Annotated in this window: 25 protein-coding genes, 2 pseudogenes and 1 riboswitch; of the genes and pseudogenes, 10 read left to right on the top strand and 17 right to left on the bottom strand. The window is 63.4% G+C overall.

Annotation, left to right across the window (positions count from 1 at the left end):
• Positions 1-166: 166 nt before the first annotated feature.
• On the bottom strand, positions 167-316 hold the full coding sequence (locus tag WDW90_RS25055; RefSeq protein ID WP_336490206.1) for a hypothetical protein: 150 nt from the start codon (positions 314-316) through the stop codon (positions 167-169).
• Positions 317-417: 101 nt separating this feature from the next.
• Here WDW90_RS25055 and WDW90_RS25050 point away from each other — a divergent pair, with 101 nt between their 5' ends.
• The gene (locus WDW90_RS25050) at positions 418-1,110 is read left to right on the top strand and encodes a winged helix-turn-helix transcriptional regulator (protein WP_336490205.1); all 693 of its coding nucleotides are present in this window, start codon (positions 418-420) and stop codon (positions 1,108-1,110) included.
• Between the two features lie 669 nt (positions 1,111-1,779).
• On the opposite strand, the gene WDW90_RS25045 is transcribed toward WDW90_RS25050, so the two are convergent.
• The 10 genes from WDW90_RS25045 to WDW90_RS25000 form a co-directional block, all read right to left on the bottom strand.
• Positions 1,780-2,898 carry a site-2 protease family protein gene (locus tag WDW90_RS25045; protein ID WP_336490203.1) on the bottom strand — a complete coding sequence of 373 codons (1,119 nt, stop codon included), beginning with the start codon at positions 2,896-2,898 and terminating at the stop codon, positions 1,780-1,782.
• 93 nt (positions 2,899-2,991) lie between these two features.
• Positions 2,992-3,342: a monovalent cation/H(+) antiporter subunit G gene (gene mnhG / locus WDW90_RS25040; protein WP_336490202.1), complete on the bottom strand. Its 351-nt coding sequence runs from the start codon at positions 3,340-3,342 to the stop codon at positions 2,992-2,994.
• Entirely contained in the window at positions 3,339-3,620 is a 282-nt protein-coding gene (locus tag WDW90_RS25035) for a K+/H+ antiporter subunit F (protein WP_336490201.1), read from the bottom strand. Before WDW90_RS25035 ends, mnhG begins: the two co-directional genes overlap by 4 nt.
• Positions 3,617-4,105, bottom strand: coding sequence for a Na+/H+ antiporter subunit E (locus WDW90_RS25030; RefSeq protein WP_336490200.1), 489 nt, complete (start codon positions 4,103-4,105; stop codon positions 3,617-3,619). The genes WDW90_RS25035 and WDW90_RS25030 overlap by 4 nt, the downstream gene beginning before the upstream one ends.
• Complete coding sequence (locus tag WDW90_RS25025) at positions 4,102-5,736, bottom strand: monovalent cation/H+ antiporter subunit D (RefSeq protein WP_336490199.1); 1,635 nt, start codon at positions 5,734-5,736, stop codon at positions 4,102-4,104. The genes WDW90_RS25030 and WDW90_RS25025 overlap by 4 nt, the downstream gene beginning before the upstream one ends.
• Entirely contained in the window at positions 5,733-6,077 is a 345-nt protein-coding gene (locus WDW90_RS25020) for a Na+/H+ antiporter subunit C (protein ID WP_336490198.1), read from the bottom strand. Before WDW90_RS25020 ends, WDW90_RS25025 begins: the two co-directional genes overlap by 4 nt.
• A complete protein-coding gene (locus tag WDW90_RS25015) occupies positions 6,077-9,016 on the bottom strand; it encodes a monovalent cation/H+ antiporter subunit A (RefSeq protein ID WP_336490197.1) in 2,940 nt (979 codons plus the stop codon). The genes WDW90_RS25020 and WDW90_RS25015 overlap by 1 nt, the downstream gene beginning before the upstream one ends.
• Before the next feature lie 470 nt (positions 9,017-9,486).
• The gene (locus tag WDW90_RS25010) at positions 9,487-10,476 is read right to left on the bottom strand and encodes a glutaminase (protein WP_336490196.1); all 990 of its coding nucleotides are present in this window, start codon (positions 10,474-10,476) and stop codon (positions 9,487-9,489) included.
• Complete coding sequence (locus WDW90_RS25005) at positions 10,473-11,219, bottom strand: TfuA-like protein (RefSeq protein ID WP_336490207.1); 747 nt, start codon at positions 11,217-11,219, stop codon at positions 10,473-10,475. The genes WDW90_RS25010 and WDW90_RS25005 overlap by 4 nt, the downstream gene beginning before the upstream one ends.
• Before the next feature lie 15 nt (positions 11,220-11,234).
• Positions 11,235-11,840, bottom strand: coding sequence for a helix-turn-helix domain-containing protein (locus WDW90_RS25000; protein ID WP_336490195.1), 606 nt, complete (start codon positions 11,838-11,840; stop codon positions 11,235-11,237).
• 518 nt (positions 11,841-12,358) lie between these two features.
• On the opposite strand from WDW90_RS25000, the gene WDW90_RS24995 reads away from it, so the two are divergent.
• A complete protein-coding gene (locus WDW90_RS24995; protein WP_336490194.1) occupies positions 12,359-12,514 on the top strand; it encodes a hypothetical protein in 156 nt (51 codons plus the stop codon).
• A 523-nt stretch (positions 12,515-13,037) separates the two neighbouring features.
• On the opposite strand, the gene WDW90_RS24990 is transcribed toward WDW90_RS24995, so the two are convergent.
• Both WDW90_RS24990 and WDW90_RS24985 read right to left on the bottom strand, forming a co-directional pair.
• A complete protein-coding gene (locus WDW90_RS24990) occupies positions 13,038-14,069 on the bottom strand; it encodes a universal stress protein (protein ID WP_336490193.1) in 1,032 nt (343 codons plus the stop codon).
• Positions 14,070-14,341: 272 nt separating this feature from the next.
• The gene (locus tag WDW90_RS24985; protein WP_336490192.1) at positions 14,342-14,968 is read right to left on the bottom strand and encodes an HPF/RaiA family ribosome-associated protein; all 627 of its coding nucleotides are present in this window, start codon (positions 14,966-14,968) and stop codon (positions 14,342-14,344) included.
• Positions 14,969-16,165: 1,197 nt separating this feature from the next.
• On the opposite strand from WDW90_RS24985, the gene WDW90_RS24980 reads away from it, so the two are divergent.
• The 3 genes from WDW90_RS24980 (at position 16,166) to WDW90_RS24970 (ending at position 20,647) form a co-directional block, all read left to right on the top strand.
• Positions 16,166-17,068 carry an aldo/keto reductase gene (locus WDW90_RS24980; protein ID WP_336490190.1) on the top strand — a complete coding sequence of 301 codons (903 nt, stop codon included), beginning with the start codon at positions 16,166-16,168 and terminating at the stop codon, positions 17,066-17,068.
• A gap of 2,071 nt (positions 17,069-19,139) precedes the next feature.
• A riboswitch (SAM-I-IV-variant riboswitch) is annotated at positions 19,140-19,249 on the top strand.
• A gap of 24 nt (positions 19,250-19,273) precedes the next feature.
• On the top strand, positions 19,274-19,990 hold the full coding sequence (locus WDW90_RS24975) for a hypothetical protein (protein ID WP_336490189.1): 717 nt from the start codon (positions 19,274-19,276) through the stop codon (positions 19,988-19,990).
• A 90-nt stretch (positions 19,991-20,080) separates the two neighbouring features.
• Positions 20,081-20,647 carry a hypothetical protein gene (locus WDW90_RS24970; RefSeq protein WP_336490188.1) on the top strand — a complete coding sequence of 189 codons (567 nt, stop codon included), beginning with the start codon at positions 20,081-20,083 and terminating at the stop codon, positions 20,645-20,647.
• Here the strand turns inward: WDW90_RS24970 and WDW90_RS24965 are convergent.
• Positions 20,642-20,971, bottom strand: a pseudogene (locus WDW90_RS24965) (transposase); the annotation flags it as partial. The gene WDW90_RS24970 and the pseudogene WDW90_RS24965 sit on opposite strands and share 6 nt — an antisense overlap.
• 129 nt (positions 20,972-21,100) lie before the next feature.
• Between WDW90_RS24965 and WDW90_RS24960 the strand changes: the two are divergent.
• Entirely contained in the window at positions 21,101-21,271 is a 171-nt protein-coding gene (locus WDW90_RS24960; RefSeq protein ID WP_336490187.1) for a hypothetical protein, read from the top strand.
• Between the two features lie 131 nt (positions 21,272-21,402).
• Here the strand turns inward: WDW90_RS24960 and WDW90_RS24955 are convergent, their stop codons facing one another.
• Positions 21,403-21,768, bottom strand: a complete 366-nt coding sequence (locus tag WDW90_RS24955; RefSeq protein ID WP_336490186.1) for a response regulator — start codon at positions 21,766-21,768, stop codon at positions 21,403-21,405.
• A gap of 425 nt (positions 21,769-22,193) precedes the next feature.
• Here WDW90_RS24955 and WDW90_RS24950 point away from each other — a divergent pair, with 425 nt between their 5' ends.
• Together WDW90_RS24950 and WDW90_RS24945 are read left to right on the top strand one after the other, a co-directional pair.
• The gene (locus tag WDW90_RS24950) at positions 22,194-22,388 is read left to right on the top strand and encodes a hypothetical protein (protein WP_336490185.1); all 195 of its coding nucleotides are present in this window, start codon (positions 22,194-22,196) and stop codon (positions 22,386-22,388) included.
• An 18-nt stretch (positions 22,389-22,406) separates the two neighbouring features.
• Positions 22,407-22,667 carry a PAS domain S-box protein gene (locus WDW90_RS24945; protein ID WP_336490183.1) on the top strand — a complete coding sequence of 87 codons (261 nt, stop codon included), beginning with the start codon at positions 22,407-22,409 and terminating at the stop codon, positions 22,665-22,667.
• 55 nt (positions 22,668-22,722) lie between these two features.
• Here the strand turns inward: WDW90_RS24945 and WDW90_RS24940 are convergent, their stop codons facing one another.
• On the bottom strand, positions 22,723-23,184 hold the full coding sequence (locus WDW90_RS24940; protein WP_336490182.1) for a Ros/MucR family transcriptional regulator: 462 nt from the start codon (positions 23,182-23,184) through the stop codon (positions 22,723-22,725).
• A 212-nt stretch (positions 23,185-23,396) separates the two neighbouring features.
• A complete protein-coding gene (locus WDW90_RS24935; protein WP_336490181.1) occupies positions 23,397-23,582 on the bottom strand; it encodes a hypothetical protein in 186 nt (61 codons plus the stop codon).
• A gap of 1,488 nt (positions 23,583-25,070) precedes the next feature.
• Between WDW90_RS24935 and WDW90_RS24930 the strand changes: the two genes are divergently transcribed.
• Both WDW90_RS24930 and WDW90_RS24925 read left to right on the top strand, forming a co-directional pair.
• Positions 25,071-25,202, top strand: a complete 132-nt coding sequence (locus WDW90_RS24930) for a hypothetical protein (RefSeq protein WP_336490180.1) — start codon at positions 25,071-25,073, stop codon at positions 25,200-25,202.
• Between the two features lie 48 nt (positions 25,203-25,250).
• A pseudogene (locus tag WDW90_RS24925) lies at positions 25,251-25,762 on the top strand (transposase); the annotation flags it as partial.

Here is a 25,762-nt window from a genome sequence, read left to right as displayed (position 1 = left end):
GCGGCCGACATGGGGGATGTCGACAGGCCCGAACCGGATCTGGCCGCCGAGACCCACCACCCGGGAGACCGTGGCGTCGACGTCGCGGGTCGCGAGGTAGACTGCCCAGCCGGGAAAGCCGGGAGCTGCGGGCATCGACCGCCGGATCCCGGCCACGGCCTTCCCGTCAGCCTCCGCGACCCGGTAGCCGCCATGCTCCGGCATCGGGGACGGGCGTGATGCGCCAGCCGGCGACAGCCTCGTAGAAGGCTTGTGCCGCGTCCTGGTCGGCCGCGTTCAATTCGAACCAGATGGGTTTACCCTCGACAGTTGGCATCAGACCCATTCCTCCGTGACAACGAGCGCGTTGGCCGCATCGCAGCACCACTTACGGCCCCGCTTTGCCCAGGCTGGCATTCTCGGTTATACAAAGCAACCATGCAGTCAGAAGAAGTAACTAGTGAGGCATCTGCGCCACGAGAGCGTCGGTACGACGACGCTTGCGGCACTGCCCTCGCCCTGGAGTTCATCGGGGAGCGTTGGTCGCTGCTGATCATGCGCGAACTCGTCTTCGGTCCCCGCCGCTTCGGCGAGATTCGGGCAAACCTTCCAGGCATCAGCGCCAACGTGCTGACACAGCGCCTGGAAAGCCTGGAAGATGCAGGAATCGTCCGCCGCTTCCGGCTGCCGTCGCCAGCCAACGTGCAGGTCTACGACTTGACGGAGTGGGGCCGTGAGGCCGCGCCGTTGATGCGCGACCTTGGCCGCTGGGCGGCCCGCTCGCCGCGGCATGATCCGAGCCTGTTCATGTCGGCGGCTTCAGCCATGATGTCGCTCCAGGCCCTGATCGATCGAGAGCGCGCCGCGGGACTGGCTGTCTCAGTTGCCTTTCATTTCCCCGGCGAGGATTTTATCGCGACAGTGACGGGCGGCGAGATCTGCGTGAGCCGTGGTGTCATGGAGGCGCCCGACCTCGCCTTCACCGGAGATACGATGGCGCTGCGCCGCACGATCTATGGCAAGGCGCCTCTGGCTAGAGATGGTCTGGGCGGAACGCTCGCCTTCGCTGGCGATGCCGATCTCGCACAGTCCTTCATCGATCTCTTCGCCCTGCCTGCCAAGACCGCCTAAGAAGCGTCTCAGTGGTCGGCCGGCATCCGACGCTATTCCGGAGTGCGGGGCAAGCTACGCGATGGCAGGCCAGAACGCACCTTCGCGGAAGAGGACGTATCGCCTGCAGCCGCAAGGCCGAAGATTGTCGAATGGCAGGCCTCGGCCGGCAAAAGCCCGTCAGCTTTTCTGGCAAACATTCTCCGAAGCGGAGCGGCGGTTTTCGGCCAGACTACGTCACGCCGGATCGCCCTCACGCGTAGGACCGGACGTTCGGCTTTGCGCCCATTCCAGCCACTCAGGCGTTCCGAACGGCATCTCAAAAGCGGTCATTGTTGCAGCCCAGCTTGTGGGCTCGTGGCCCGTTGTTCCGGCTTGCGCTGAGGCTCTCTTTTGCGCAAAGCGCGCTTGCAGCCGGGCATAATGGCTCCCGGACCGGAAGAGACGCGACTGCAGGAGAGATGGGACCCACCCCCCATAGGATCGAACGGACGGGTGAGCGGGAACAGCCGCTGAGCGTTCAACAGCGGGTCACGCTGGCGCGCTGCGAGTTTGGTGGCGGGTGCGTGCTGTGACGCTAGCCCGATACCGGCTCCTAGTCGTGACCAGCGCCGCGGATATCGCAGGCGTGGCTCAAGCGTGCTGCCGAAGAGTTTGCTCTGACTGCCTTCGAAGAGGAGCCCGGCCTGATCATGTGGAGCGTCGGATGCGAGGAACGAGCGGCGGGCGCCACTCAGGGCGCGCAGACAAGACCATCATCATCTCGCCGACGTTTTCAGGCGTGATCAGGCCCACGAGCCGGCCTGTTTCATTCGCCACGCCGACTGCGGGCAGCTGCTTCTCCTGCATCAACCGCAGGGCGTCCTCGAGCAGCTGGCGGTCCCGCACCATCGGAACGTCCGAGCGCATCACCTCAAGCACCGGCGTCTCCGGGCCGCGCTCGCGCAGAGCACGGATCATGTCGTCTCGCGTGAGCACACCCCGCAACTGCCCCGCACCGTCTACGACCGGAAACTCATGCTGCGTCGTGGCGATGAGGCAGCGCACGGCATCCTCGACCACGCTGCCGGCCCGTAGGCTCTCGAAGTGGGTGATCATCGCGTCCGCGGCCAGCAAGCCTCGCGAGACCTGCTGCATCTGAACCGCATGGGCCTCGGAGGCGGCACCGAGATAGACGAACAGCGCGATGAACATCAGCAGCGGATTGCCCCCGAGCAGGCTCCAGAGGCCGAACGCGAAGGCCAGCGCCTGCCCCACCCGTGAGGCGATCTGAGTGCCACGCGCATAGCCGAGACGGTGCGCGAGGATGGCGCGCAACACGCGACCACCATCCATTGGGAAAGCTGGGATCAGGTTGAACACGACGAGGAACAGGTTCACCCAGAGGAGACGCTCCAGCAGACTGACACCGGGGTTGGCCACCTCCGTTCCGGCATCCGATGCCAAGCCGCCCAGAGTCAGGAAGAGCAGGAGCGCGATGGCGATGTTCACGGCAGGCCCGGCAAGAGCCACGACGAGTTCCTGCAGGGGCTTGTCCGGGATGCGTTCGAGGCGGGCGACGCCGCCGATCGGCAGTAGCGTGATGTCGGGCGTTCGGATGCCGTAGCGGCGGGCCGCGAAGACATGCCCGAACTCGTGCAGGAGCACACAGAGGAAAAGGAGCACGATGTAGACGACGCTCTGCAATGCGGCACCTTGACCGCCTCGGGCAAAGGCGGCCACGCCGATCCAGACGAGGAAGAGCAGGAACGTGATGTGGACGCGGATGACCGTGCCCTTCACCACGCCGATCGGGAGCGACCAGCCCATTCTGCACTCGTCCTTTTGGTAGCTCGGCGCTGGACGGGGGGCCATTAAGGTCTCTACCCCGGTGGAGGCGAGCCGGTTGTCGGCTCCCGCGCTTCAGGAGCGATCCGGTCCTGGAATCCCACCCGCATCTTCCGACCGGTCGCGATACAGCGCCGCCCGCACCAGCAGCATCAGCGTGACCGGTGTCGTCACAGCGACGAAGATCGCGATCAACAGTTCGTGCATCACGGGTCGGGTCTGCAACACCGAGAAATAGACCATCGAAGCCACCACGATACAGCCGGTCCCGAGCGTCGTTCCGAGGGTAGGTGCGTGAGCCCGTTCGTAGAAGCTTCCGAGCCGCAATAGCCCGATCGAGCCGATCAGGGTCACAGCTGCACCGATCAGGACCAGTGTGGCCGTCAGCAGCGCAGCCCAGGCAGGTAGTTCAGCGGCCCCGCTCATTCGATCACTTCTCCCCGCAGCAGGAACTTGGCGAGAGCCACGGTCCCGACGAAGCCGAGCACGGCGACGACGAGGGCTGCCTCGAAGTAGAGCGACATGCCGGATCGAATGCCGAAGGTGAGAAGCAGCAGCATGGCGTTGACGTAGAGGGCGTCGAGACCCGCCACGCGGTCTTGCGCCCTCGGGCCTCGAAGCATCCGGAACGCGGCGCATCCCATGCCCATGGCCAAGAGCCCGTGTGCCATGAGCAGCGATGCCGTCAATATGCTGGTGCTCATGCGAAAATCTCCAGCAGAGGCATCTCGTAGCGATCCTTGATCGTGCGCGTCCATCCGCTTTCATCCACCAGATCGAGGACGTGGATCATCAAAACGCCTTTCGCCGGATCGAAGTCCACCCAGAGAGTACCGGGGGTCGAAGTGATGATGCACGCCAGCACCATCAGCCCATAGGGATCGCGCAATTCGAGAGGAATGTTCACGAAGCCTGAGGTCCGCTTCTGCCGTCCCTGACCCAGGATGATCGAGGCTACGGCGATGTTCGACCGGACGATGTCGGCCAGAACCATCGACGAGAGCCGGAAGATGGCGGCTGGCCGCCGGAAGCGGGCCTTGGGTGGCCGCAGCACCGCCAACGCCCATCCCCCGGCCAGCGCCACCGCACTGCCGATTAGAATATGGCCCACCGAAAGCGCTTGGTTGAGCAGGAGCCAGACGGCCAGAAGACCGGCGGACACGAACGGGAACGGCAGGAGCCACGTCATGACCGGTCCGCTCCGCGAGCTTCCGGGACGGACGGCGGTAGCACGTCGCCGATGTAAGATCGGGGCGTATGCAGCATCTCAGCGGCGTCCCGCATGTAGCGCATGATCGGCCCGGCCTGGATCGTCAAAATCCCGCACAGGATGATGAGGATGCCAACCGGCGCCATTTCGATCACCCGGACCCGCGGGATGGTGCGGTCGGGCGCCGCCCAGAAGGTGCGGATGCCCGCGCGGACCATCGCGATAAGTGTTGCCAACCCGGACAGGATCAGCATCGCGAGCAGGGCCCATGACGCACCGGAGATCGGCCCGCTGCTCGCGTTCGTCCCGAGTGGATTGAGTGCGGCGCTCAGAAGCGCGAACTTGGCGATGAAGCCGGACAGCGGCGGAAGACCGGAAACGACCAACGCACAACCGATGAACGCGAGGCCCAGCAGGGCCATGGTGGCTGGGATAGCGACACCGATCTCTTCCTCCCCATCGACGTCCTCTTCTCCGTAAGCTTCCCGCGTCACAGCGAGCACGTCCGCACCCGGCTCGCGTCCGCGCTCTGTAAGCTCGACCAACAGGAACAAGGCACCGAGGCCAAGCGTCGAGCTGACGAGGTAGAACAACGCTCCGGTCGTCACCCCGACCTGCCCCATGCCGATTGCAGCGAGCACGGTGCCCGAGGACACGAGCACGGAAAAGGCAGTCAGTCTCGCCAAGTCCTGCGACGCCAAGGTCCCGATGACGCCGAAGGCGACCGTCGCCATGCCGCCGAACAGCAGCCAGTCTCCGCCTAATTGCGTCGATGCTCCGGCCTCGACGCCGAACAGGAGCAGCCAGAGCCGCAGCACGATGTAGACGCCGACCTTGGTCATGATCGCGAAGATCGCCGCAACCGGCGCCGCCACGGCGGCGTAGGTCGTCGGCAGCCAGAAGCAGAGCGGCCACATGCCCGCCTTGAGGAGGAAGACGATCCCGAGAATTCCGGCTCCGGCTTCCAGCAAGGGTCGGTTCTCTGGCGCGACGGCCGGAATGCGGATGGCGAGATCCGCCATGTTGAGCGTGCCGGTGACGCCGTAGATCAGGCTCACCCCGACCAGGAACAGGAGCGAGGCAGCCAAGTTGATCGCGATGTAGTGAAGTCCGGCTCTGACACGCAAGGCGCCCGAACCGTGCAGTGCAAGGCCGTAGGATGCCGCCAAGAGCAGTTCGAAGAAGACGAACAAGTTGAACAGATCGCCTGTGAGGAAGGCGCCGTCGAGGCCCATCAGCAGGAACTGGAACAGCGAGTGGAAATGCGCGCCGACGCGGTGCCACCGGGCGAGCGAGAAGAGTAGCGAGGCGGATGCCAGGACACTCGTCAGGAGCAGCATGAGCGCCGCGAGGCGATCCGCGACCAGCACAATGGCGAACGGCGCCGGCCAAGCGCCGAGGCGGTACACCCCGGCCGATCCGGCACGATTCGGCGGCGAGTCGATGGCATTGAGAATGACGATCGCTACGACCACCAACGCGAAGGTCGAGGCGAGACTGATCGCGGCCTTCCAGGCGCGTCGGCGCTCGTTCAAGAGAAGCATGAGGGCTCCTGCGAGGAGCGGCACCACGACGGGCGCGGCAAGCAGGTGGTCGGCGAAGCGGCTCACGAGTCCCGCTCCCGGCCGTCCACGTGGTCGGTCCCCGTCAGCCCCCGCGAGGCCAACAGCACCACGAGGAAAAGTGCCGTCGTTGCGAAGCTGATCACGATGGCGGTGAGTACCAGGGCCTGCGGCAGAGGATCGGCGTAGAGCAAGGGGTTGCCGGCTCCCCGCGTCGCAAGGACGGGAGGCGCGCCGATCCGCAATCGCCCCATCGCGAGGATGAAGAGGTTGATCGCGTAGGAAAGCAGTGAGAGGCCGATGATCACCTGGAAGGTACGTGGTCGCAGGATCAGCCAGACGCCCGCACCGACGAGTGTCCCGATGCCAAGGGCGAGGATGATCTCCATCACTCCACCTCCATCGTGCGACGCGTCGGCTGTGGCCCAGGTCCCCGTGCTTGTGGTGCCGCTCGGTGGCTTCGCACCGATTGATGCGCGATCGCGATCAGCATCAGCACGGTGGCGCCGACGACGAGCGAGAACACGCCGAGATCGAACAGAAGCACGCTTGCCAGGGGTACGGAACCGATCAGCGGTACGTTCGCATATGTGAAGTAAGAGGTCAGGAAGGGACGCGCGAACAGCCAGGCCGCGGCCCCTGTTCCGGCCGCGACCAGCAGGCCGAATCCCATCCAGCGCAGCGGCAGGATCCGAAGGCGCGCCTCGAACCAATGGGTGCCGCCGGCCATGTACTGCAGGATGAAGGCGACCGCCATCGTCAGGCCTGCCACGAACCCGCCGCCCGGAAGATCGTGTCCTCGCAGGAAGAAGAACAGGGCGACGACGCCGATCACCGGGAACATGAGCCTCATGATCAACGCGGGGACGGCCATGGCATCTGCGATGGTGTCGCCGGTTGCACGTTCCGGATGGTCGTCATCGTAGGCGTTTTGGATGCGCTGCTGCTCGGGCAGCGGAATGCTTTCGGCTGCAGGACGGAATCGACGCAGGAGGGCATAGACTGTGAGAGCCACGACGCCGAGGACGGTGATCTCGCCCAGCGTGTCGAAGCCGCGGAAGTCTACCAGGATGACGTTGACGATGTTGGTGCCCCCGCCTTGCGTGTAGGCGTTCTCGACGAAGAAGCGCGAGATGCTGTCGGGCATGGGTCTCGTCATCGCCGCATAGGCAAGGGCCGCCACCGCGGCACCGGCGCAGAGGGCGATGGTCAGATCGCGAGCACGGTGCCATTGGAGCAGCTCCGTCCACCATCCCATTGCACTGGCCTCGGGAATGCGTTTTGGCAGCCAGCGCAACCCGAGCAGAAGCAGCACGGTGGTCACCGTCTCCACGACAAGCTGGGTCAGGGCGAGATCGGGAGCGGAGAGCCAGACGAAACTGACGCAGGCCACGAGGCCGGCTCCTCCGAGCAGAACGAGGGCGGCGAGGCGGTGAAATTTGGCGAAATGGGCCGCGCCGATGGCGCAGGCGGCCCCCACCACCCAGACCAGAGCGAAGCCGGGATCGATGTCGGACGCCGGATGTCCCATCGAGAACCCGCCCGTGTGAAACGGCGCGGCCCCCGCGAGGAGCGCCATGCCCACCATCAATCGTAGCTGAGGCTGGAGACGGCGCGTACCAAGCAGATTTTCCAGGCGCTTGGCCAGGCGCCAGGACAAGAAGACGAGGATGCGCTCGAAGATGCGTTGCCCGTTGAGATGGCGCAGAAGCGGCGGCCCCTCGACGCCGCTCAGCAGGTAGGCGTGCAACGCGAAATAGAGCGCCACGCCGCCGCTCATGGCGAGGATGCTCATGAGCAGTTCTGGGGTGAAGCCGTGCCAGACGGCGAGGCTGTATTCGGGCGTCTCACCTCCAAGGACCGCACGTGCAGCCGCGTCCAGCGCTGGCCCGACCGTCATGGACGGGATGATCCCGACTACGAGACAAGCCAGCACCAGCAGCTCGACGGGAAACCTCATCCACCGAGGTGGCTCGTGAGGAGTGCGCGGCAGACCGGTCGGTGCGGGGCCGAAGAACACGTCGCGGATGAAGCGCAATGAGTATGCGACGGTGCAGGTACTGGCCAAGGTGACGATGTAGGGCAGCGCGTCATCGAGGAGGGAGCCGTTGTGGGTCTCGATAGTCTCTGCGAAGAACATCTCCTTCGACAGGAACCCGTTCAGCAGAGGGACGCCTGCCATGGCCGCCGCCGCGACCATCGCCAGAGTCGCGGTGACCGGCATGAACCGCCACAGCCCGCTGAGACGCCGGATGTCGCGTGTGCCGCTCTCGTGATCGATGATGCCTGCCGCCATGAACAGCGACGCCTTGAAGGTCGCGTGGTTCAGGATGTGGAAGATCGCGGCGACGATGCCCAGTGGTGCGTCGAGCCCAATCAGGAGCGTGATCAGCCCGAGATGGCTGATGGTCGAGTACGCCAGCAATCCTTTGAGATCCTGCTGGAAGATCGCGATGTACGCGCCGAGTATGAACGTGATCAGGCCGGCGGATCCGACGAGCCAGAGCCACTCGTCGGTTCCTCCAAGCGCAGGCCATAGGCGGATGAGCAGGAACACGCCGGCTTTCACCATCGTGGCGGAATGCAGATACGCAGAAACCGGGGTCGGAGCCGCCATGGCGTGCGGCAGCCAGAAGTGGAACGGGAACTGCGCGCTTTTGGTGAGCGCGCCGAGGAGAACGAGCAGAAGGGCAGGAACGTAGAGATGGTGGGATCGGATCAGGTTCCCCGATGCCAGCACCCGGTCGAGATCGTAGGTGCCGACGATGTGTCCTACCAGAAGCACTCCGGCAAACAGGCAGAGTCCGCCGGCGGAGGTAATGGTCAGCGCCATGCGCGCACCATCGCGAGCGGGAGCGCTCTGGTGCCAGTAGCCGATCAGAAGGAAGGAGAAGAGGCTGGTCAGCTCCCAAAAGAAGACGAGTTGAATCATGTTGCCCGACAACACGATGCCGAGCATCGCGCCCATGAACGCGAGCAGAAAGGAGAAAAATCGCGGCACGGGATCGGCCGGAGACATGTAGTAGCGCGCGTATAATACGACCAGGAAGCCGATTCCGGTGATCAGCACGGCGAACATCCAGGCGAAGCCGTCCATCCGCAACGTGAAGTCGAGGCCAAACTCGGGCAGCCACTCCATCTTGCTTCGGACGACGCCTCCGGCTGCAACGGCTGGAAAGGCCGCCGAGACCAGAACCAGGCAGGTGAGAGCGGTCGCGCCGGCTAGCCACGTCTCCGCATTGCGAGCGTTGGATTGCAGCAGCGCCGCAAGACAGCTCCCCACGAAGGGCAGCATCACGACGGCGATGAGAAGCAGTTCGTGCGGCATTGCCGTTGGTCAACCTTTCCAGCGGGAGGGCAGAGGTTCAGGCTCTGGCTGGACTCCGTTCAAGGTGGCTGGTGACGTGGAAGGCGGCAACGAGAGGGAAACGAAGCTGTCCGTGCAGGTCGGCTGCCGGCGGTACGGATCCGGTCCCTGCACCTGCACACCGGCGGTCTTCGGCGCCTCAGCCCTTGGCGGAACAAGACCCTCATACCTGCGCTCGGCGGCCCGCATGACGCTCGCGGAAGCAAGCGGTCGGATCGGCAAGGGAGGCCATGATCGGAGATCGCTTCGCCTTCCCGAGGTGAGGCACTCCTCAGTGTTGCATCTGCGGGCATCTGGTCGTGCCCCAGAGAACGTTCCTGGGACGGAGCGCGCGAAATCCGTGCATCGGAATCGTGGCGGAACAGCAAGGTCGCGGACAATCGCCTACTCCTCGAATGATCGAGTTCCATCGAAACCGAGCGGACACCGAACTAGCGCGCGGGTTGAAGTCTTGAACTGAAGACCGACCAGCCCGTAGCCTCAGCGAGACATTCGAGGGCCAGAGACCCCAATTTCGAATTCCCGTTCTCGTTCAGACCCGGCGACCATACCGCAATGGAGGCAGAGCCCGGCACGATGGCCAGGATGCCGCCGCCGACTCCCGACTTGCCTGGCATCCCGACACGAAAGGCGAAATCGCCCGATGCATCGTAGTGTCCGCAAGTGAGCATCAATGCGTTGATCCGGCGAGCCCGCCGTTCCGGAACGACGCGGCCGCCGTCGGGATGGCAGCCATCCAACATCAGGTACCGACCGGCGAGAGCGAGTTGCCTGCACGTCATGGCGATCGCGCACTGGTGGAAGTATGTTCCGAGCACGAGTTCGACTGGATGCACGAGATTTCCGAACGCGCGCATGTAATTTGCAAGAGCGATGTTGCGAAAGCCTGTCTGCGCCTCGGACCGCGCGACTACTTTGTCGATCGCAATCGTTTCGTCCTCGGCTAGGTAGCGGACGAAACGCAGAAGTTCTCCAAGGGCTTCGCGGGGCCGGTATCCCGCGAGATTGACGTCCGTCACGACGATCGCGCCCGCATTGATGAACGGGTTGCGGGGAATGCCGGCTTCCTGCTCGAGTTGCACGATCGAGTTGAATGCCGTGCCGGACGGCTCTCGCCCGACCCGCTTCCACAACTCGTCGCCGACCTTTCCGAGCGCAAGCGTCAGAGCGAAGACTTTCGAAATGGATTGAATCGAGAAGTCGATGTCAACGCTGCCGCCGAGGACGATGCCGCCATCCGCCGTCGCGACTGCCATTCCGAAATGCTCCGGACCGACCCGCTCAAGACTTGGGATGTATGACGCGACCTGGCCGCGATCGGACGCGGATTGCATATCTTCGCAGATCCTCGCGACGATCGACACCAAGTTCTGCGGATTGTTTCCCTGCGCGTCGAGGCGATGGGACGAAAAGGTCTTCATGAATGCCGACTTCTGCTAGGAGGGCAGCGGGAGCTCGACGTATCGGCATGACGAACTCGCGCCCGGGTAGGACTTGAACTGCCGCCGGAAGCAGCGTGTCGGATCAGGAGACGTGCGTCGACGGCCTTGATGTCCAGCCGAAGCTCCATCCTGCTTCCCAGCACCCTAGTGAGCCACCCGGGGGGTAGATGGCCCGAAAGGCGGGAAGTCAGGGTATCCAGATCCCGGTTCGCCAGCGGGATGTCGCGGGCGGTTGCCATCGCCGACTTCGCCGTCATACGGGGCAAAGCACCCCGACGGGCTGCATCCTCAAGCGCGTGCCGCAAGCTGATCAACGGGACGGTCAACGCCGTCAGGGCGGCCGGGTCGTAGAGGAGGGCGATCTCGTCCGTTCCGCTGATCCGGCCGGAACGATATGTATCGTACACCCACCCCTTGCCGATCATGCCGGCGTCAGCAAGTTCTGCCGCCCGCCATGCTCCGACGCTTCCGGCACCGCTGACCGTGACGCCTCGGGCGAGTGCATCCTCGATTTCATCGGAAGTCAGTATGGTCTCGGGATCGAGAACACCATCAATGATGACCGCCGTGCACCCGGTGGGCAGCACGCTGAGGTCGCCAGCCTCAACCGGAGGGTGCACCTCAGTCGAGATCAGACTGCGGACCTCGTCCAACCCTAGGCTGAGGCCGGCAAATACGATCATATCGGCTGCTGTGCTAAAGGATGAGCCAAGTTGTTTCACATCCAAGACGCCATTCTAAGGTTGCGGATAGACGACAGCCGACAGGTAGGTCATCGGTGTCTTGAGGAGCTTTGCCGGCCCGTGCAGGGCCTGCGGGTCGAACATCAGGGCGTCGCCGGGGCGCAGATGGTAGTCCTGGTCGGCGTGGCGATAGCTGACCTCGCCGGTGAGCATGTAGATGAACTCGATGCCGCTGTGCCGAAAGCCCGTATAGGGCTCGGCATCCGCCTCCAGCGTGATCAGGTAGGGCTCGACCACGAGCTCGCCGCGCAGGCCCGCGCCGAGGAGTTCGTAGATGTGGCCGACCTTGGTGCCACGCCGCTCGATCACCACGCCCTGGCCGCGCTTGACGTAGGAGCAGTCGCGGCTCTCCTCGAAGGCCGAGAACAGGGCGGTGATCGGCACGTTGAGCGCGCTTGCCACCGCGTTGATCGAGGCGAGCGAGGGCGAGATCTGGCCGTTCTCCATCTTCGAGATCATGCCCGGCGAGATGCCGGCCGCCGCCCCGAGATCGGCCACCGAGAGGTCGCGCTCGCGTCGGAGCAGGCGGATCTGATGGCCGATCGCGCGCTCGAGGGTCCGGGGATTCTCGCTCGGTGCGTTCGAGGTGGTGTGTAGCATTGTGAAGTGCTCTACGCCTGCCGACTTGCCGCCGCCCCCGGAGATCTCCGCACTTCGGCGAAGGAAATACACCTTCGATCCTTCGAGCCGTGCGGCATCATGCTTCCGTCTTCGGCGTGGACCTTCAGGGATGCTGCCGAGCTCGAACCGCAATGCGCAGCTCGGGCGCGTTCTCACCCTCGGTCGTCGGCATGAATGGGGGACGTGCTTCAAAGCGTGCTGACCGAGGCTTCAGCCTCTCGGGTCGTCGCACGCGACCCCGAGCTCGCGTTGTGACGCGAACTCGGGGCTACTTGCCCAGGATAAGCTGCCCGGCGCGCTGCCGAATTCGGCTGAAGGCTACGTATTCCACCATGTGCTATAACTCGGGCATTCAACCCCTGCTGTCAAACAGCTCGACCGCCCGGAATAATGCAATTTCGCATCAACCCCATCTGCCGTTCCGATCGCACCTGGAGGCCTGCTGCAGGATGCCTCTGCCCGACATCCAGGCTCCACACTGATCTTGGGAGTTCGCCATGGCCGACTTGCGTTCTCGCAGCCAGCGGGACGGCGTAGATGGCATTCAAAGCCGTTCAGCTTCAAAGCGTGCGATTATAGTCAAGCTGATCAGATTGCTGATGTTTTTGGGCATATTCCTGACGGCGATTATCGCATATCTGCGCACGAAGTAGATTTCGTGCATCGGCCGCCACAGCAAATTTCCGATGGTTCTGGTGCAACAAGCGCTCATGCATACAGGACGCTTCGCAGGAAAGGACGCCTCACAACCTCTCCAGAGCAGATCGTGAAGCCTAGGGTGGCCGTGTTCACAACACGAGCCAATAGACGCCCCACAGCCCAATGGAAGTCATGAGAATATAGAACGGCATCTGCGAGCGCGACGTGCCGCCATACAGGAGGGCTTGCGCAGTTTTCCTGAATATTCTCAGGATAAACTTCTAATCCCGCCGTTTCGGGAGCTCGGAACAGTCGTCTGGGATCTGCACAATGCCGTTCTCGCCGGACCGAATATCGCCAGAGTGTAGCCACCTATCTGGGGCCGGCGAGCGGCCCTGACGCCGGGACCGCGCTAGGCGAGACTGTGGGCTCGGCAACGATGATCCCTCCATCGGCCGAAGTACATCACCGTGGCTACATATGCCGAGCCCTCAGGCGCCCACAACCTGTTCTAACGGTCGCGCCAGTCATAGCTGCCTATGGAGCTGCAATTCTGGAGGCTAGCTGCTCGGCCCAGACCGTTGGAGCAGGCGTAAGCAGCCGCGGCCGTTCGCCGAGACCGAGCGGATGCGGCGGGACCACCAGCACGTCCACGCCTCCGGTGGCGAGGACGTCCTCGGTGACGCTTCCGAGAAGCGCCTTCCTAACCCCGGTCCTGGCATGGGTGCCCATGACAACGAGATCCGAGGGCATCTGCTCGGCAAGGCGCACGATCACGTCCTGAGGCGGGCCCTCTTCCACCCGCCTCGACCAATCCCGCGCCGCGAGACCGTCGACCTCAAGGAAGGCATCGAACTCCTCCGCAAACGAGGAGCGCCAGTTCTCGACGTAGCTGTCGATCTGCTCGCGCGCGACGCCGAACGCCGACAGCTTCGGCTTCCCCGGTGCTTCGAATGCGTGCACGACAGTGACGTCAGCACCGTCCGCGAGCTCGAGCGATGCCGCGCTCCGCAGGGCGCGTGTGGAAGCATCCGAGAAGTCGACCGGGACCATGATCCGCGTGTAGGACCCCGCGGCGGATCGACTGACCACGAGGACCGGGCGGCGTCCATTGCGGATCAGGCTCCGAACGGTCCGCCTGGAACTGCGTGCTCCCGCCCTGTGCGGCGCGCCGGCCATGATCAGGTCTGCGTCGTGAGACAATGCCGCATTGAGGATCAAGTCGGGAGGGCCCCCCCCGAGGACGAGAGGCTTACACGGGACGTGGAGAAGTTCCGGCACAACGGCGATCTGCTCGGCGGTCATGCGTTGCGCCTCGCGGAGATCCCGTGCGACTTCAGGACGACCGGCGCTTTCCACAACATGCATGAGGATAACGTCCCCCCTGGTCTGAGCGGCCAGGATGCCGGCGCGACGCACGGCGCGCTGCGAGCGGGGTGAAAAGTCGGTGGCGACGAGAATACGCATGAGCCTCCTCCTAAGCGGAATGATGTCGGCTGGAGCCTGAGTGGAAGTGAGCTCGACATGCGCTTCCGCGTTCGCGGACAGGGTCCGCGCACGCTCGGCCACCGATGCGGCAGCCTTGAAGCTGTTTCTGAAGTGTCGAGCTAGCTGAGATGGACCGTCATTGCCCCGAGCGGCGAGCTTTCGCTCGCCAGCGTCGGGGGCTAGCGGCCTGCGACGTGGCGGCCGGCTCTCATGTTGAGGGAGCGATCCAGCGAGAACATGACAATCATGGATATGGCCACTCCTCTTAGATCTTCAACTGTCCAGTCAATCGTTTATGGCAGGGTGAGTAGCTCCACTATAGGATGGGCCTCCATTGACTTCCGAGCACCTTCCTATGCGGCGCACCAAGCCTGTTCCCTGCAATGACTCACCTCCACTTGCGGTGAGGGACATTTCAACCCGAACTCCCAATCGGCTGCATCAAGCCCATCACACCCCGCGAGGGCGAGACGAAGATCGGGCGGCACGGTCGCGAACCGATGCCCGCGGCGAGGAACGCCCGCGTTCCGAAACGGGGCCGGAGCGGGATTCAGACCCGGCAGGCCGCCGAACCGGGGGAACTTGTCGTCCCGAAGGGAGCGCTTCAACCGCCTCAGCCGCGTCGCCGCCCTCCGCAGGGCGCTATCGAGAACGCCGTGGCAGGACGCACCGCGGGCCTCCCCGGTGATGACCCGCCGCGGCCCCATGTCGACGTTGACCGTGCAGCGGTACCCCTTGCCCTCGCGGCTGAAGTAGATCGTCGCGGCGTTGAGCCGGCCGAAATACTTCGAGGCGAGGCGCTCGATGCCCGTACATGCGCGATGCCGCAACGCGTTGCCCAGAGCGATGCTGGAGCTTTGCACGACGATGGGCGCGTCGATGCGACAAGGTTTCATGCCGACCTCCTGTTGAGTTGCAGGATCTGGATGGGTGGACCGCCCGGTAGCCGAGCGGATGAGCAAGAAGCCATGCCGGTCCATGCGAAGACGGCCGAGCAACACTCAGCCCAGGATCTCGATGACGATGCGGCGAAGCTCCATCCTGTCGATGTTGGGGTTCTCCGGCCGCCACTCAGACGTCGTCAGACCGACGGCCGTGTCGGGCGGTTCCACAGGCGAGCCGCCCGTGGCCTCCGAGCACGTTGCTGGGCGTGGCTTTGGCGTAGGGAGCACCCTCGTCGGGTCGCGAACGGCAGGCGGTCTCATGTGCGTGATCTCTCTGTAAGATATTGGAACGGCCATGCCTGTCGCGGCCAACGGGAAGCCGCGCTGATGCTGTCGCGCGCCGTGGCTTCCCGCCACGGACGAACGGCCATTTTGATGTTTGGACGAGAAGGTCGGGAGATCGTCACCCCGAGCGGCCGAACGCTTGGCGTTGGCCGGCTACGGGGTTTCAGCGGCCTGCGACGAGGCGGCCAGCTCTCTGATTCAGAAGACGACCCGAAATACACATGGTGTCTATTACTATAGCTACTCTGCGGCGTACTTCAAGGGGCTGAGTTGTCTCTTGCGGCCAACGGACGTGCCCGGGGCGCCAGAATTTTAGCAACCGCTTCAAGGGACAAGGGCAGATTGTCTCGCGGCCGGACCTGATCGCAAGTGAAGGATCCGGGCGGCGGTGCGTCTTCCTTCAACGTTCGCCGGATCAGAAGACCGTGCCGAGTGTGCGTGAGGAGGCCGAACTGGCTGGCGCTGACCTAAGGGCGATGCTGAGGGCGCCTAGGCCGCTGTTCCGGCCGGGCTTGCCCCAACGGAACGTCCCTCAAGCCGACCTGCCTCGTTTCGCACAGGTCGTCCGGCATTCTGGAACGGCCGACGCACTGACGTTTCAGACCCTGCTGGAGCATCGCTCGCGAAGGCCTGCTGCAGGACGGCACAGGCCGAAGGGTGGCGTCTGCTTACTCACAGCTTGAGCTCCAAAGCAGACGGACCGCTATCGGCCAGGACTAGACCTTCACTCACTGCAAATGGCCGCTTCGCGACAAACGCAATTGTTGCATGAGAGTGCCAAGTATTGCTGCCCATTCTGGCCCGCAGGCGGGGTGCCGAACAACGGCTCCTCCGCCGCCGTTTCGCACTGGGATCGAGCACTTCTCGTAGCGGGCATCCACCATCCCTGCGGTCTCCAGCCGAGGGCGTGTACACTTGTCCGATCCGCCACGAAGGTCGGAGAGTGCCATGAATGCGACCACGCGACGCCGCTTTGCCCTATACGGTGCGGGCCTGATCTCGGCTGTGAGTCTGCCACGCAGCGCCACGAGCGCGGCCGCGCAAACCGTTTCTCTGAGCGATGGCACGGTCGTGCCGGCCCTGGGACAGGGATCAGCGCGCCTCGGCCAGGGGCGGCATCCCGTAGCTGAGGAGGAGGAGGCGATGAGCACCGGCCTTGCCCTCGGCTTGACGCTCATCGACACCGCGGAGATCTACGGCGACGGTGAAGCTGAACACCTGATCGGGCGTGTGATTAAGGGCCGGCGCGATGAGGTCTTCCTGGTCTCGAAAGTATGGCCCTCGCACGCGACCCGAGCGGGCATCCAGAGCGCCTGCTCCGCCAGCCTCGCCCGCCTCGGCACCGATCACCTCGACTTGTACCTGCTGCATTGGCCTGACCGCGCGAAGGATCTGGCAGTAGTCGTCGACACGTTCGAGCAATTGCGGGCTGGTGGCCAGATCCGGCGATGGGGCGTCTCGAACTTCGGGGTTGCCGAACTGGATCAGCTGTTCCGCCTCCCGGCAGGCGAGCGGTGCGGGACTAATCAGGTGCCCTACAGCTTGGCCGACCGGAGGGTCGAGCGGGATGTCCTGCCGTGGTGCCTGCAACACCGCATGCCGATCATGGCCTATTCCCCGCTCGGTGGTGAAGGCTCGAGTGTTTTGCGGAACCCGGCTGTGCAGCGCATCGCCTCTTCGCAGGGTCAGAGCTCGGCAGCCGTCGCGCTGTCGTGGGCGATGCGCTCTGGAAGCGTGATCGCAATCCCTGAATCTGGATCGGTTGCCCATGTGCGCGAGAATGCAGCGGCCCTGAGCCTGAGGCTTGGCCCGGACGAGTTGCGGCAGCTGGATCAAGCTTTCCCGCTGTGACGCATCGCCGGAGCGCCACTTCCCCGGGGAGCCGATCAGAAGGCGTAGGATAGCAGGACTGACGCTAAGCCCCGAGCGTGTGCAATTTGATCCTACCCCGTCATCCGGATTGCCATCTCGTCAGCGTTGCTGAGCAGGGCCGTCCATGAAGCCCAAGCCGCGCAAGATGTCGCCGAGTGGACCAGCCATGGCGACTGGCTGGGGCTCGGGGACCGCAGTTGCAGGTTGAGCCGCAGTGGTCGGTGTCGGTCCAACGGATTTCAGTTGCCGCTGCTCCGTCTTTCGGGCCGCTCGCGCCATCATGGGTCGCTTTGCCTTCTCCGGTCTGCTCGCCCGCCTGGGCCCAGTGAACTCATGCACTGGCGTCGGCCGTACTGGAGCGGAAGCGCGGGAGAGCGTATCCGCCTCAGCTCGCCGAACCAGCGTGCCGGTAGTGTCAGGCTCGGCTGGACCGATTGCGAACGAGGCGGTGGTCGCGTCACCCGCCGGAGCGCGCTCAATGCGCGATGGGGGATCGGCCCATTCACGTACGGGATGAGTGGCGCTCGTATGGTCGTTTCCGGCAGAAGGTGCGACGGCCGTGTCAACGGCGGCTGCGACCACGAGCGGGGCCGGTTCCGGATCGCCCAACAGAGCGACGCGAAGACCTGCCGTCAGCAGGATCGCCGACAGCACCGATGTGCCCACGATGGCCGTGCTTGCCCTCATGGTATGGCAACTCAAGGCCAAGCTTTAGCGTTCCTCATAAAGTGCAGGACCGTACGTACATCTCGGCGATTACGGCTCGGTCAGACGAGGACGTGGTTTGGGCATGGGAATTGTGATGAGCTGTCCGCTGATCGGATCAAGGATCGTGATGCTTATGGGGCACCTCAGGGTCTTGGATCCTGTGATCACGACCAAAGGAGGTTGCCGAGAGGTTATGGCGAAGCGCACGCGAGCTGGATCGGCGACTTAGAGCAGCGACTTGTCCCCTGCCCTTCCACGGAGGGTACGCTGGACGACGCGTGCCTTCCGCCCACGTGTCCTGAGTCATCCACCCCGACTCGAAGGATTGTCGTGGTGACCTGGGCCGTCGCGACGGCCACAATGCCGATTTCGGGCACAACCATGAGCAGGAGAGTCGCCTCTCCGGCACGGTACATGTAGGCAGAAAAAACGTGTAACGAAATTCCTATAAGAGAGAAAGCAGGAAAAACGTTACAAGAATTCCTCGGCATCATCTTGGCTGAGAAGGCGACCTTCTCATCAATGGTTGTGAACTGCCGCCAGCGATTGCGCGTCAGGCGATCATCCGACCGGATTTTCTGCCGAGGTGCAATTAGCCTGGGAGCAGGTCGTCAGGCAGTTCGCACAGCTACGCTTCACAAGAATATGCGCGGCCACAATTCGTGATCAGACGCAATATAGCTCGATGCCTTGGCGAGTCATAGAAAGATACTTGAGCAGCGGATCGCTATTCAAGGCTCAGAACGTGTCTCCATTTTACGCGATTTGCAGGTGATCCCAGGCGAGCTCTGCCATTCGCCTCTTGACGTGGTTCTGCCTCCGGTTTCGGATGCGCTGGGATGATCAATAGAAGAAACAAAAGCGCACCCCGCTCCGTGTTCCAGAGTCTTGGTACAGGTCGCACTGAAGCGCGCTCGCTGCAGGACTGCGAAGTCTGCGGCGGCGCAGCAGTCCAGGACTTATGGCCGCGCTATCGCATCCGTTGCGCCGAGCACAAGAATACGGGGTTAGTGGCTTCGCAATCACAGTTCTCTTCACCGAGCCTGCTTCAAGCCGGACCGCACGAAGCTCGTGGTCTTGTTCGCCGCGTCGGGGAGCGTGACTCGGATCGGCGAGATCGTCATGCGCGGGGCCGAGACGCCGTACGCCGATGCGGCTCTGCAGTCGGCAATGCAGGGCGGGGCAGCCAGCGGGCGGTGATCATCCCGAGGCTTGTGAGCAATGCTCATGCAGCGACGGGCAATACCCACATTAAAATGGGCATGGATGGGTCTCGTTGACGTCCGCAATGGGCCACAGGAGCCCTATTGCTTGACTTCTTCTCCATTCTTCGGTATTTTATCCCAAGCATTAAGACGAGAGCTGGCCTCTCACCAACCTGCCCTTCGGCGGCAAGGTGGTTCCACGAAAGTGGGATGCGGCTGACGGGTGTCAGCAAGAGTAGCCGGAAGCGCCAGCCTTCCAGAACGAACCGGAATGGAGGCGCTGATGTCTGGCCGCACGCCCTTAGCTGAACTCATCCAGAGCCGCATGCGGGAACTGGGCCTGAGCGATGAGGCGCTCGGCCGCCGCCTCGGCAATACAAACCCGGCCAAGGCTGCTGGGCGGGTATACGCCCTGTGCAACGGTCTGCCATTCAGCGCAAAGAGCCGCTTCGCCCTCTGGCGCTTGTCGGGTGCCCTCGAACTTCCGGCGGACGTGGTCGTGCAGGCCATTGCCGACACAGAGCGACTTTTAGCCCAATGGGAGCTCGAAGCCGAGGAGCAGCGCCGTCGCGCGCGTGAGGCCGAGGATGCCGCTTGGAGAGCAAGCTTCTGTCCGCATGCCGTGATCCAGACCGAGTACACGGTGCCCACGCAGATCTGCATCTGCGGCTTTACGGGCGGGGCGGGGCGCTGGCTCATGATCTTCTTCGATCAGTCCCGCTCGCCGCTCACATTCGTCCAGCAGGCTGTGGATGCTCTGCCCGAGAAGACGATGCCCCGCTCGGACGGCGGGCGGCACGTCATGTTCTTCGGCAAGGCGCTCGGACTCATCATCAATTACACGCCGGATTCGGCTCTGCGCTGTGATTTGGACGGAAATCCTCTTGAAGTGTTGGGCAAGGCATACCGGCCAGGAGAGGTGAGTCTGTCGTTCGGTGGCCCTCGGCTGTCGCCTGCCGCCGTGTCGCGGGTGCTTAGCTCGCGGTAAGCACCCAAGTGTATCTGAGTCAATTACTGACATAATGGATGATCAATCCCGCATCGATGAATATCGTCCGCTTCATCTTAGGAGGTTGCTATGAGCTTCGGCTGGGCCATATTCTGGGCCGTTCTTGCAGGCTGCATATACCTCTGGGTACGAAGCGCCAGGAAGGAGAGAGCAAGAAAGGAAGCTGAACGTCTTCGAAATGCAGCTGCATCCGATTTCATTCTTACGCAAATCGCAAATGGATGCAGGCAGACCAGCAACGACTATGCCGTTCTCGCTCTGGACCTTACTAAGAGGTTCATCAAGGCGAGTTACGACTCGCCCGTAGAGATCGTTGAACGCTTCTCCAGACACGGCCACTTCGCCGCAGCTGCATTCCTGAAGGTTGCGAAGGACGAGCTGCCACAACTGGAGGCGCAGCGACGTGAGGATAAGCGGGAGGTCGAGAGGCAGGCACGGGAGAGCGCCGCCATCGCCGCCGCAGCGGCTGCGGCCTATGCCGCCAACAGCGCCGCAGAACGTCGTCATAGAGAGAGCCTACAGGAAGCCCGCGATCAGGAAGACAGGGCTTGTAGGGAAAGAGAAGCGGAACGGAGCCGGGAAGCTCATTCGCGCTGGATAGAGGACAATACGATCCGGTTCTACGGCCTGTTATGACTTGAGCCAGTCGAGTGCGGCGGCAAGGTAGAGGACACCAGCGAAGCTGGTGGTGGTCTTCTCGTATCGCGTGGCAACAGCGCGCCACTCCTTCAATCGCGCCCAGAGACGCTCGACCCGGTTACGGTTGGTGTAGATCCACTCCGGGCAAGCGACGGGCGCCTCATGCCGCTGCGGCGGGATCGCAGGCCGTGCACCCATGCGCCAGATGTGCTCGCGGAAGCGATGGCTGGTGTAGCCCCGGTCGCCCACCACCCACTTGGGCACGCCCGGCAGTTGATCGAGCAGCGGGATGGCCTGGGGCAGCTCATGCGCTTGCCCAGAGAGTTCCTCAGCCGGAGTGCCTAAACCTACCCCGCCGCCTGTCCGGTCAGACAGGGTGCACTCCAGGTAGATGCTCCCGTCAGTCCGGAACAGCCCAATGGCCCGCCTTCGCTGTCAAGCTATCGGGCGGTGATCCTGAACACGCGAAACGAGGTCATCAGGGTCGAGAGCTTGATGGCGGCCGGCGATGACATGGCGAAAGATATCGCTCGCGCAATGGCCGAGGACCACGCTGTGGAACTCTGGCAAGGAGTGCAACGCATCGAGCGGATTGAACCGCCTCGCATAACCGGCAACTGACGGCGTGGATTAGGCACGCAGCCTGGGATGCCATGGAATCTGAATGGTTCTGGTGGTGATCTGGTCAGTCAAATCTCATCTGGTTCAGGCATCGGGGTAGCCGCTGACCTTCTGCAAGTGCACAGAAGCCTTTACATGGCCCCATCGCCTGTCCCGAGGCATTTCTGAACGGCATCGACCAACCCCGAGGAACGGAACGGCTTTCCGAGAAAGCGGCCACCGGGCGGAAGATCGGCGGCTGCCGGGCGCATTCTCCCGGAGATCAGGAGAGTCGGGACGTGCGGTAAGCGCTCGTGAATGATGTGAGCGAGCTTGAGGCCGTCGATTGCACCCGGCATCTCGAAGTCGGTGACCACCAGATCCACGTCGGTCCGTTCGCCGAGCAGGACGACAGCCTCCTCAGCATCACGCGCTTCGAGAACACAATAGCCGGCATCCACGAGGATGTCGGTGGCAATCATACGGACCAGCACCTCGTCCTCAACGACGAGGATCACAGCGGGCCTGTCATCGGCACCGGAATGCACTACCTGAGCCCCCTCCCGAACGGCCACCATCGAAGGGGCCTGTGTGTTTGTAGACAGAGACCCCGATCTAGGCGCAACGCGGCTCAAGCCCAGCCCCTCTCGCCCGCCGCCTGAAGCGTTGGCAAAAGCCAAGGTTGTAGGTGTGTTGCTTTGCTAAGCCGCTGTCTTGTGTACACGCCCCATAGCGTAGAGCGGATGCACGCTTGGCGGCCCAGAAAATCCTCACCTCCGTTGAGAGTTCGGAAGCCTTTCGAGCAGAGCGACGAACCCACCTGTGTTACCTCCACTGCCGACCGGCCCTGTGGTCGCATGCGACAGCCAGGGCGTCGCAAAGTAGGCTCAAAGTTCATTCATTGCGCGCAAGCTAACCGCTAGCTACCCGGATGGTGGCCCCGTTGGAGTTCATCGTGCACGAATCCGCCCAAGCTGCTCAGGGACGCCACGACCGTGAGGCTGAGCTTGAGGCCGAGATAGGCCGCTTACGCCGTTCACTCGATGAGGCGGTCCGACGCACCGTCGATGATGTTCCGGCTGCAACCGTAGGCTATGAGCAGGAGGTCGCTGACTTGCGGGCGGCGCTTGCGCTGTAGCAGGCACGCTCGGCCGAGTTGGAGCAAACGGTCGCCGAACTCACGGCCAGCCGTGCGGCTCTGGCGGCCAGCGAGGCGCGCTATTGTCTCGCGGTTGAGAGTGCCAGCGATTATGCCATTTTCACCACCGACCTGAGCGGTCGCATCACGGGCTGGAACTCAGGCGCGCAGAACCTGATGGGCTGGAGTGAGGGACGGCTGAGCCAGCAAGCGCCTGCGCCTACTGTACCGGCGTTGTATTTCATGCAGCCGGGTCCCACAGCTATGGGCTGCGCATGACTGCTCTGGGCACCGTGCTCGAATGCCGGCAGATGCCCAAAGATGGAGATCCTTGTTATGCCGCCCGGCGGCCACGGCCGCTGGTCTGCTCCGCCGGAGCGCCAGCCCGTCCGAGCCCGATGGCTTTGGCGAGTTCCGAGCGCTGGGCGGCGTAGTTTGCGGCGACCATCGGGTAGTCGGCCGGCAGGCCGAAGCGGGCCCGGTAGCTGTAGGGGTCGAGCCCGTGGCCGGTGAGATGCCGCTTCAGCGTCTTGTAGGGCTTGCCGTCGATGAAGGAGATCAGCGCGTCCGGCGTGACCGACTTGCGGACCTGCGACGGCGTCGCCTTCTCGACCTGCTCCTCAGAAGCGGCAGCCTGCGAGGTCCCCTGAGCGAGGCCATTCAGCGCCGCGTGAACGCTTCCGATGAGCGCCGGAAGCTCTGCCACAGGAACGGGATTGTTGGAGACATATGCCGAGACGATGTCGGCGGCCAATTCGATGAATTCGGGCGCAGTGCCCTGAGTCGATTCTGACATTTTCTTTTCCGGTGTTCTTAGCCACTCGTGGGCCTAATTCATGATTTTCGCCCAGAAATCAAGGGAGGCCGCCGGAGATCATTAGCTTGGCCGGACAGGAAGAGCAGAATGGCTGCTTTGGCAGCCACCAAACCTCAATGGAAGCTCACGCGGCTGCGGCCAAACGCGATGATGCCGACTCAGCGAAACTGCGAGCCGGCACGGTCGCAGATCTACAGCGCAGCACCGGCCAGTCTGCGCCGATGCTGCGCGATGAGGGTGCAGATCATGCCATGGCGCGGTGATGTGGTGCACCGCGGTTCGAACGCCTCAGCAAGGTTGTGCAATGCCTCGGCTTGATCGGTGAGGCCGTGGAAGGCCGACAGGTAGCTCCAGACCTCCCGGTCAGCATCCTCCACCGCGGGCACATCCTCTGCCGCCAGCAGCCCATCAAGGGCACGCAGGAGCGTCGCAAGCGGCGTCGGACGTGGCTGCCGTCCCTGGCCCTCTGGCAGGCCGCCGTCGTGCTGGCGCGCACCTACCGCGCAAGAACTGGTATGTGAGCCCGTATCCGCCGTCGAGGCAATGGGCGCTGTTCTCATCCAAGTCATGGCGCACTCCGACGATCTTCAACGTGTTGGCCCTGTGGGGCTCGGCATGCAGCGGCCCAGCCCTGAACAGTCAGTGCCTGTGCGTTGCACATCCTCGCGCAGAGCATTGTCCAGCAGGTCGCCCTCTTGGTTCTGCGCTGTCTGGGCCACTGGAGTGATGAACCGAACCATCTGGCCGATGCTGGCGGAGACGGTGGCACCTTGAGGCGCTCTCAGCCTGCCATCACGCGGCCCGTCTCCGAGTGTTGCCGCGCGAGCGGCCGAGCGGGCCTGCATGAAGCTTGTCAATGAGGGCTGCTACGTCATCGGGCAGAGGTGCTTCCAGCGCCGGCCGGAAGGCCCGGTCGAGCACAGACTCTAAGCTCCTGAGCACCTGTCTGACCGCAGCGGGATCGAGATGAAGATTAACCCGAGCGCTGGCGTTCGGGATGCGATGTGCCGCGTGCGCGGCCTCCTGTCGAGCAGACATGAACCCTCGTGAGTTGCCAATGGCGACCCATTGAGACCAGCCAGATGCAGGACAAGTCGCGATCAAATGATGGGTCGAACCCGCCTTCTGCGGATCGAAGCCATAATTACCACAGTTCAAATTAGTACGGATTAGTATTGGTTTTGCTGGGATATCTGCTTGGGGCTGGGCGCAGGCGTCTGTAGGCCAAGGGCAACGAATACTCCCCGTCTTGCCTCAAACCTATAGGTTGGACTGCGATGAGGCGGCCCACACGCAACGGCTACCCCCGATGAGGGACCGGCTGCATCGGGCGCCGCTGTAGCCGAGCAACACCTCGCTTTGATTGTGCCTCCATTCCGCGGTAGCGCGCGTTAGCGATTGACGAGCCCGGCAGGCGACGGTCTCAGGCTGGTGCGACAGGCCGGGTTTTGCGTGGGTCAGAGACATCCATGCCCATTATCGTCGCTCGTGCGGAGCGACCTTGCAGGGCAGCGCGGTGCCACTCCGCTTCTGGCACGCGGGAGCGATGAGCCCTCGCTGGTCCCGCGCACATCGTTCCGCCGGTAATGCACGACCACATTGCCACTGGCGCAAGCAGGAATCGTCACGAGCCTGCAACAAAGGTTATAGTCAGAAACTCCGCTTGGTATACCAGCCTCGGCGGCTGCGTGCACGCATGCAGCCTCAGCACGATCCTAGGCTCCCAGTGTGCTCGTGGGAGCTTCACCATTTCACACGCCAAGCAGACATCCCGCACAATGAGGATGTCTCACACAACGCTTCAAAGACGGCCCGATTAGACGCCGGCTTACAGGGAGACGCGCTCCATGCCAGGAACCGCTCAGGTGAACGAGAATCTTCCGCCTCAAATTCAGAAGGCTCTGGCTGAGTGCATCGCTGGCGCTCAGATCGCTGAACGCAAGGCGAGCGACTACCTCAAGCTCTCGCAGGGCGAGGCGGATGTGATCCTCCTCTGAATGAGTGGACACCTCTGCTACGCTCCCATGGGGGCTGGAAGGTGTCTGATGGGGACAACGAAACGAACGTTCACGCCGGAGTTCAAGCGCGAGGCGGTGGCCCTTCTGGAGAGCAGCGGCCGACCGCAAATGCAGATTGCAGCCGAGCTTGGCATCCAGCCCTCGATGCTGCGGGCCTGGCGCGCGAGCCTGCAGGGTAGCCTGCCGCAGGCGGTGAGCCATGGACCTAAGCCTTCGGCGGCTTCACCTCTGACCTCTCCGGCTGATCAGGCCGCCGAGATCGCCCGCCTGCGGCGCGAGCTCGACCGCACGCGCATGGAGCGCGACGTGCTAAAAAAAGCCATCGGCATCTTCGCGGAGGTGCCGAGATGAAGTTTCGCTTCATCGAGCAGCATGGAGGCGCCTGGCCGGTGCGTCTCATGTGCCGCGTGCTCGAAGTCTCGGCCAGCGGATACTATGCCTGGCGCTCCCGGCCCGAGAGCCGCCGCGCCCGGGAGAACCGTGCGTTGCTGGCCGACGTGCAACGCCTTCAGGAGCGCCATAAGGGCCGCTACGGCTCA

It is taken from the genome of Methylobacterium nigriterrae (genome assembly GCF_037106235.1).
Lineage (GTDB): Bacteria > Pseudomonadota > Alphaproteobacteria > Rhizobiales > Beijerinckiaceae > Methylobacterium > Methylobacterium nigriterrae.
This window is presented reverse-complemented; position numbering and strand designations above follow the sequence as displayed.

Excerpts from the sequence above, each read along its gene's own strand:
- WDW90_RS24975 (WP_336490189.1), top strand. The coding sequence starts at position 19,274 with ATGGAGGCGCTGATGTCTGGCCGCACGCCCTTAGCTGAACTCATCCAG.
- WDW90_RS24980 (WP_336490190.1), top strand. The coding sequence starts at position 16,166 with ATGAATGCGACCACGCGACGCCGCTTTGCCCTATACGGTGCGGGCCTG.
- WDW90_RS25055 (WP_336490206.1), bottom strand. The coding sequence starts at position 316 with ATGCCAACTGTCGAGGGTAAACCCATCTGGTTCGAATTGAACGCGGCC.
- WDW90_RS24995 (WP_336490194.1), top strand. The coding sequence starts at position 12,359 with ATGGCCGACTTGCGTTCTCGCAGCCAGCGGGACGGCGTAGATGGCATT.
- WDW90_RS25050 (WP_336490205.1), top strand. The coding sequence starts at position 418 with ATGCAGTCAGAAGAAGTAACTAGTGAGGCATCTGCGCCACGAGAGCGT.
- WDW90_RS24940 (WP_336490182.1), bottom strand. The coding sequence starts at position 23,184 with ATGTCAGAATCGACTCAGGGCACTGCGCCCGAATTCATCGAATTGGCC.
- WDW90_RS25020 (WP_336490198.1), bottom strand. The coding sequence starts at position 6,077 with ATGGAGATCATCCTCGCCCTTGGCATCGGGACACTCGTCGGTGCGGGC.
- WDW90_RS25010 (WP_336490196.1), bottom strand. The coding sequence starts at position 10,476 with ATGAAGACCTTTTCGTCCCATCGCCTCGACGCGCAGGGAAACAATCCG.
- WDW90_RS25045 (WP_336490203.1), bottom strand. The coding sequence starts at position 2,898 with ATGGGCTGGTCGCTCCCGATCGGCGTGGTGAAGGGCACGGTCATCCGC.
- mnhG (WP_336490202.1), bottom strand. The coding sequence starts at position 3,342 with ATGAGCGGGGCCGCTGAACTACCTGCCTGGGCTGCGCTGCTGACGGCC.
- WDW90_RS25035 (WP_336490201.1), bottom strand. The coding sequence starts at position 3,620 with ATGAGCACCAGCATATTGACGGCATCGCTGCTCATGGCACACGGGCTC.
- WDW90_RS25015 (WP_336490197.1), bottom strand. The coding sequence starts at position 9,016 with ATGCCGCACGAACTGCTTCTCATCGCCGTCGTGATGCTGCCCTTCGTG.
- WDW90_RS25030 (WP_336490200.1), bottom strand. The coding sequence starts at position 4,105 with ATGACGTGGCTCCTGCCGTTCCCGTTCGTGTCCGCCGGTCTTCTGGCC.
- WDW90_RS24985 (WP_336490192.1), bottom strand. The coding sequence starts at position 14,968 with ATGGACCGGCATGGCTTCTTGCTCATCCGCTCGGCTACCGGGCGGTCC.
- WDW90_RS24970 (WP_336490188.1), top strand. The coding sequence starts at position 20,081 with ATGAGCTTCGGCTGGGCCATATTCTGGGCCGTTCTTGCAGGCTGCATA.
- WDW90_RS25000 (WP_336490195.1), bottom strand. The coding sequence starts at position 11,840 with ATGCTACACACCACCTCGAACGCACCGAGCGAGAATCCCCGGACCCTC.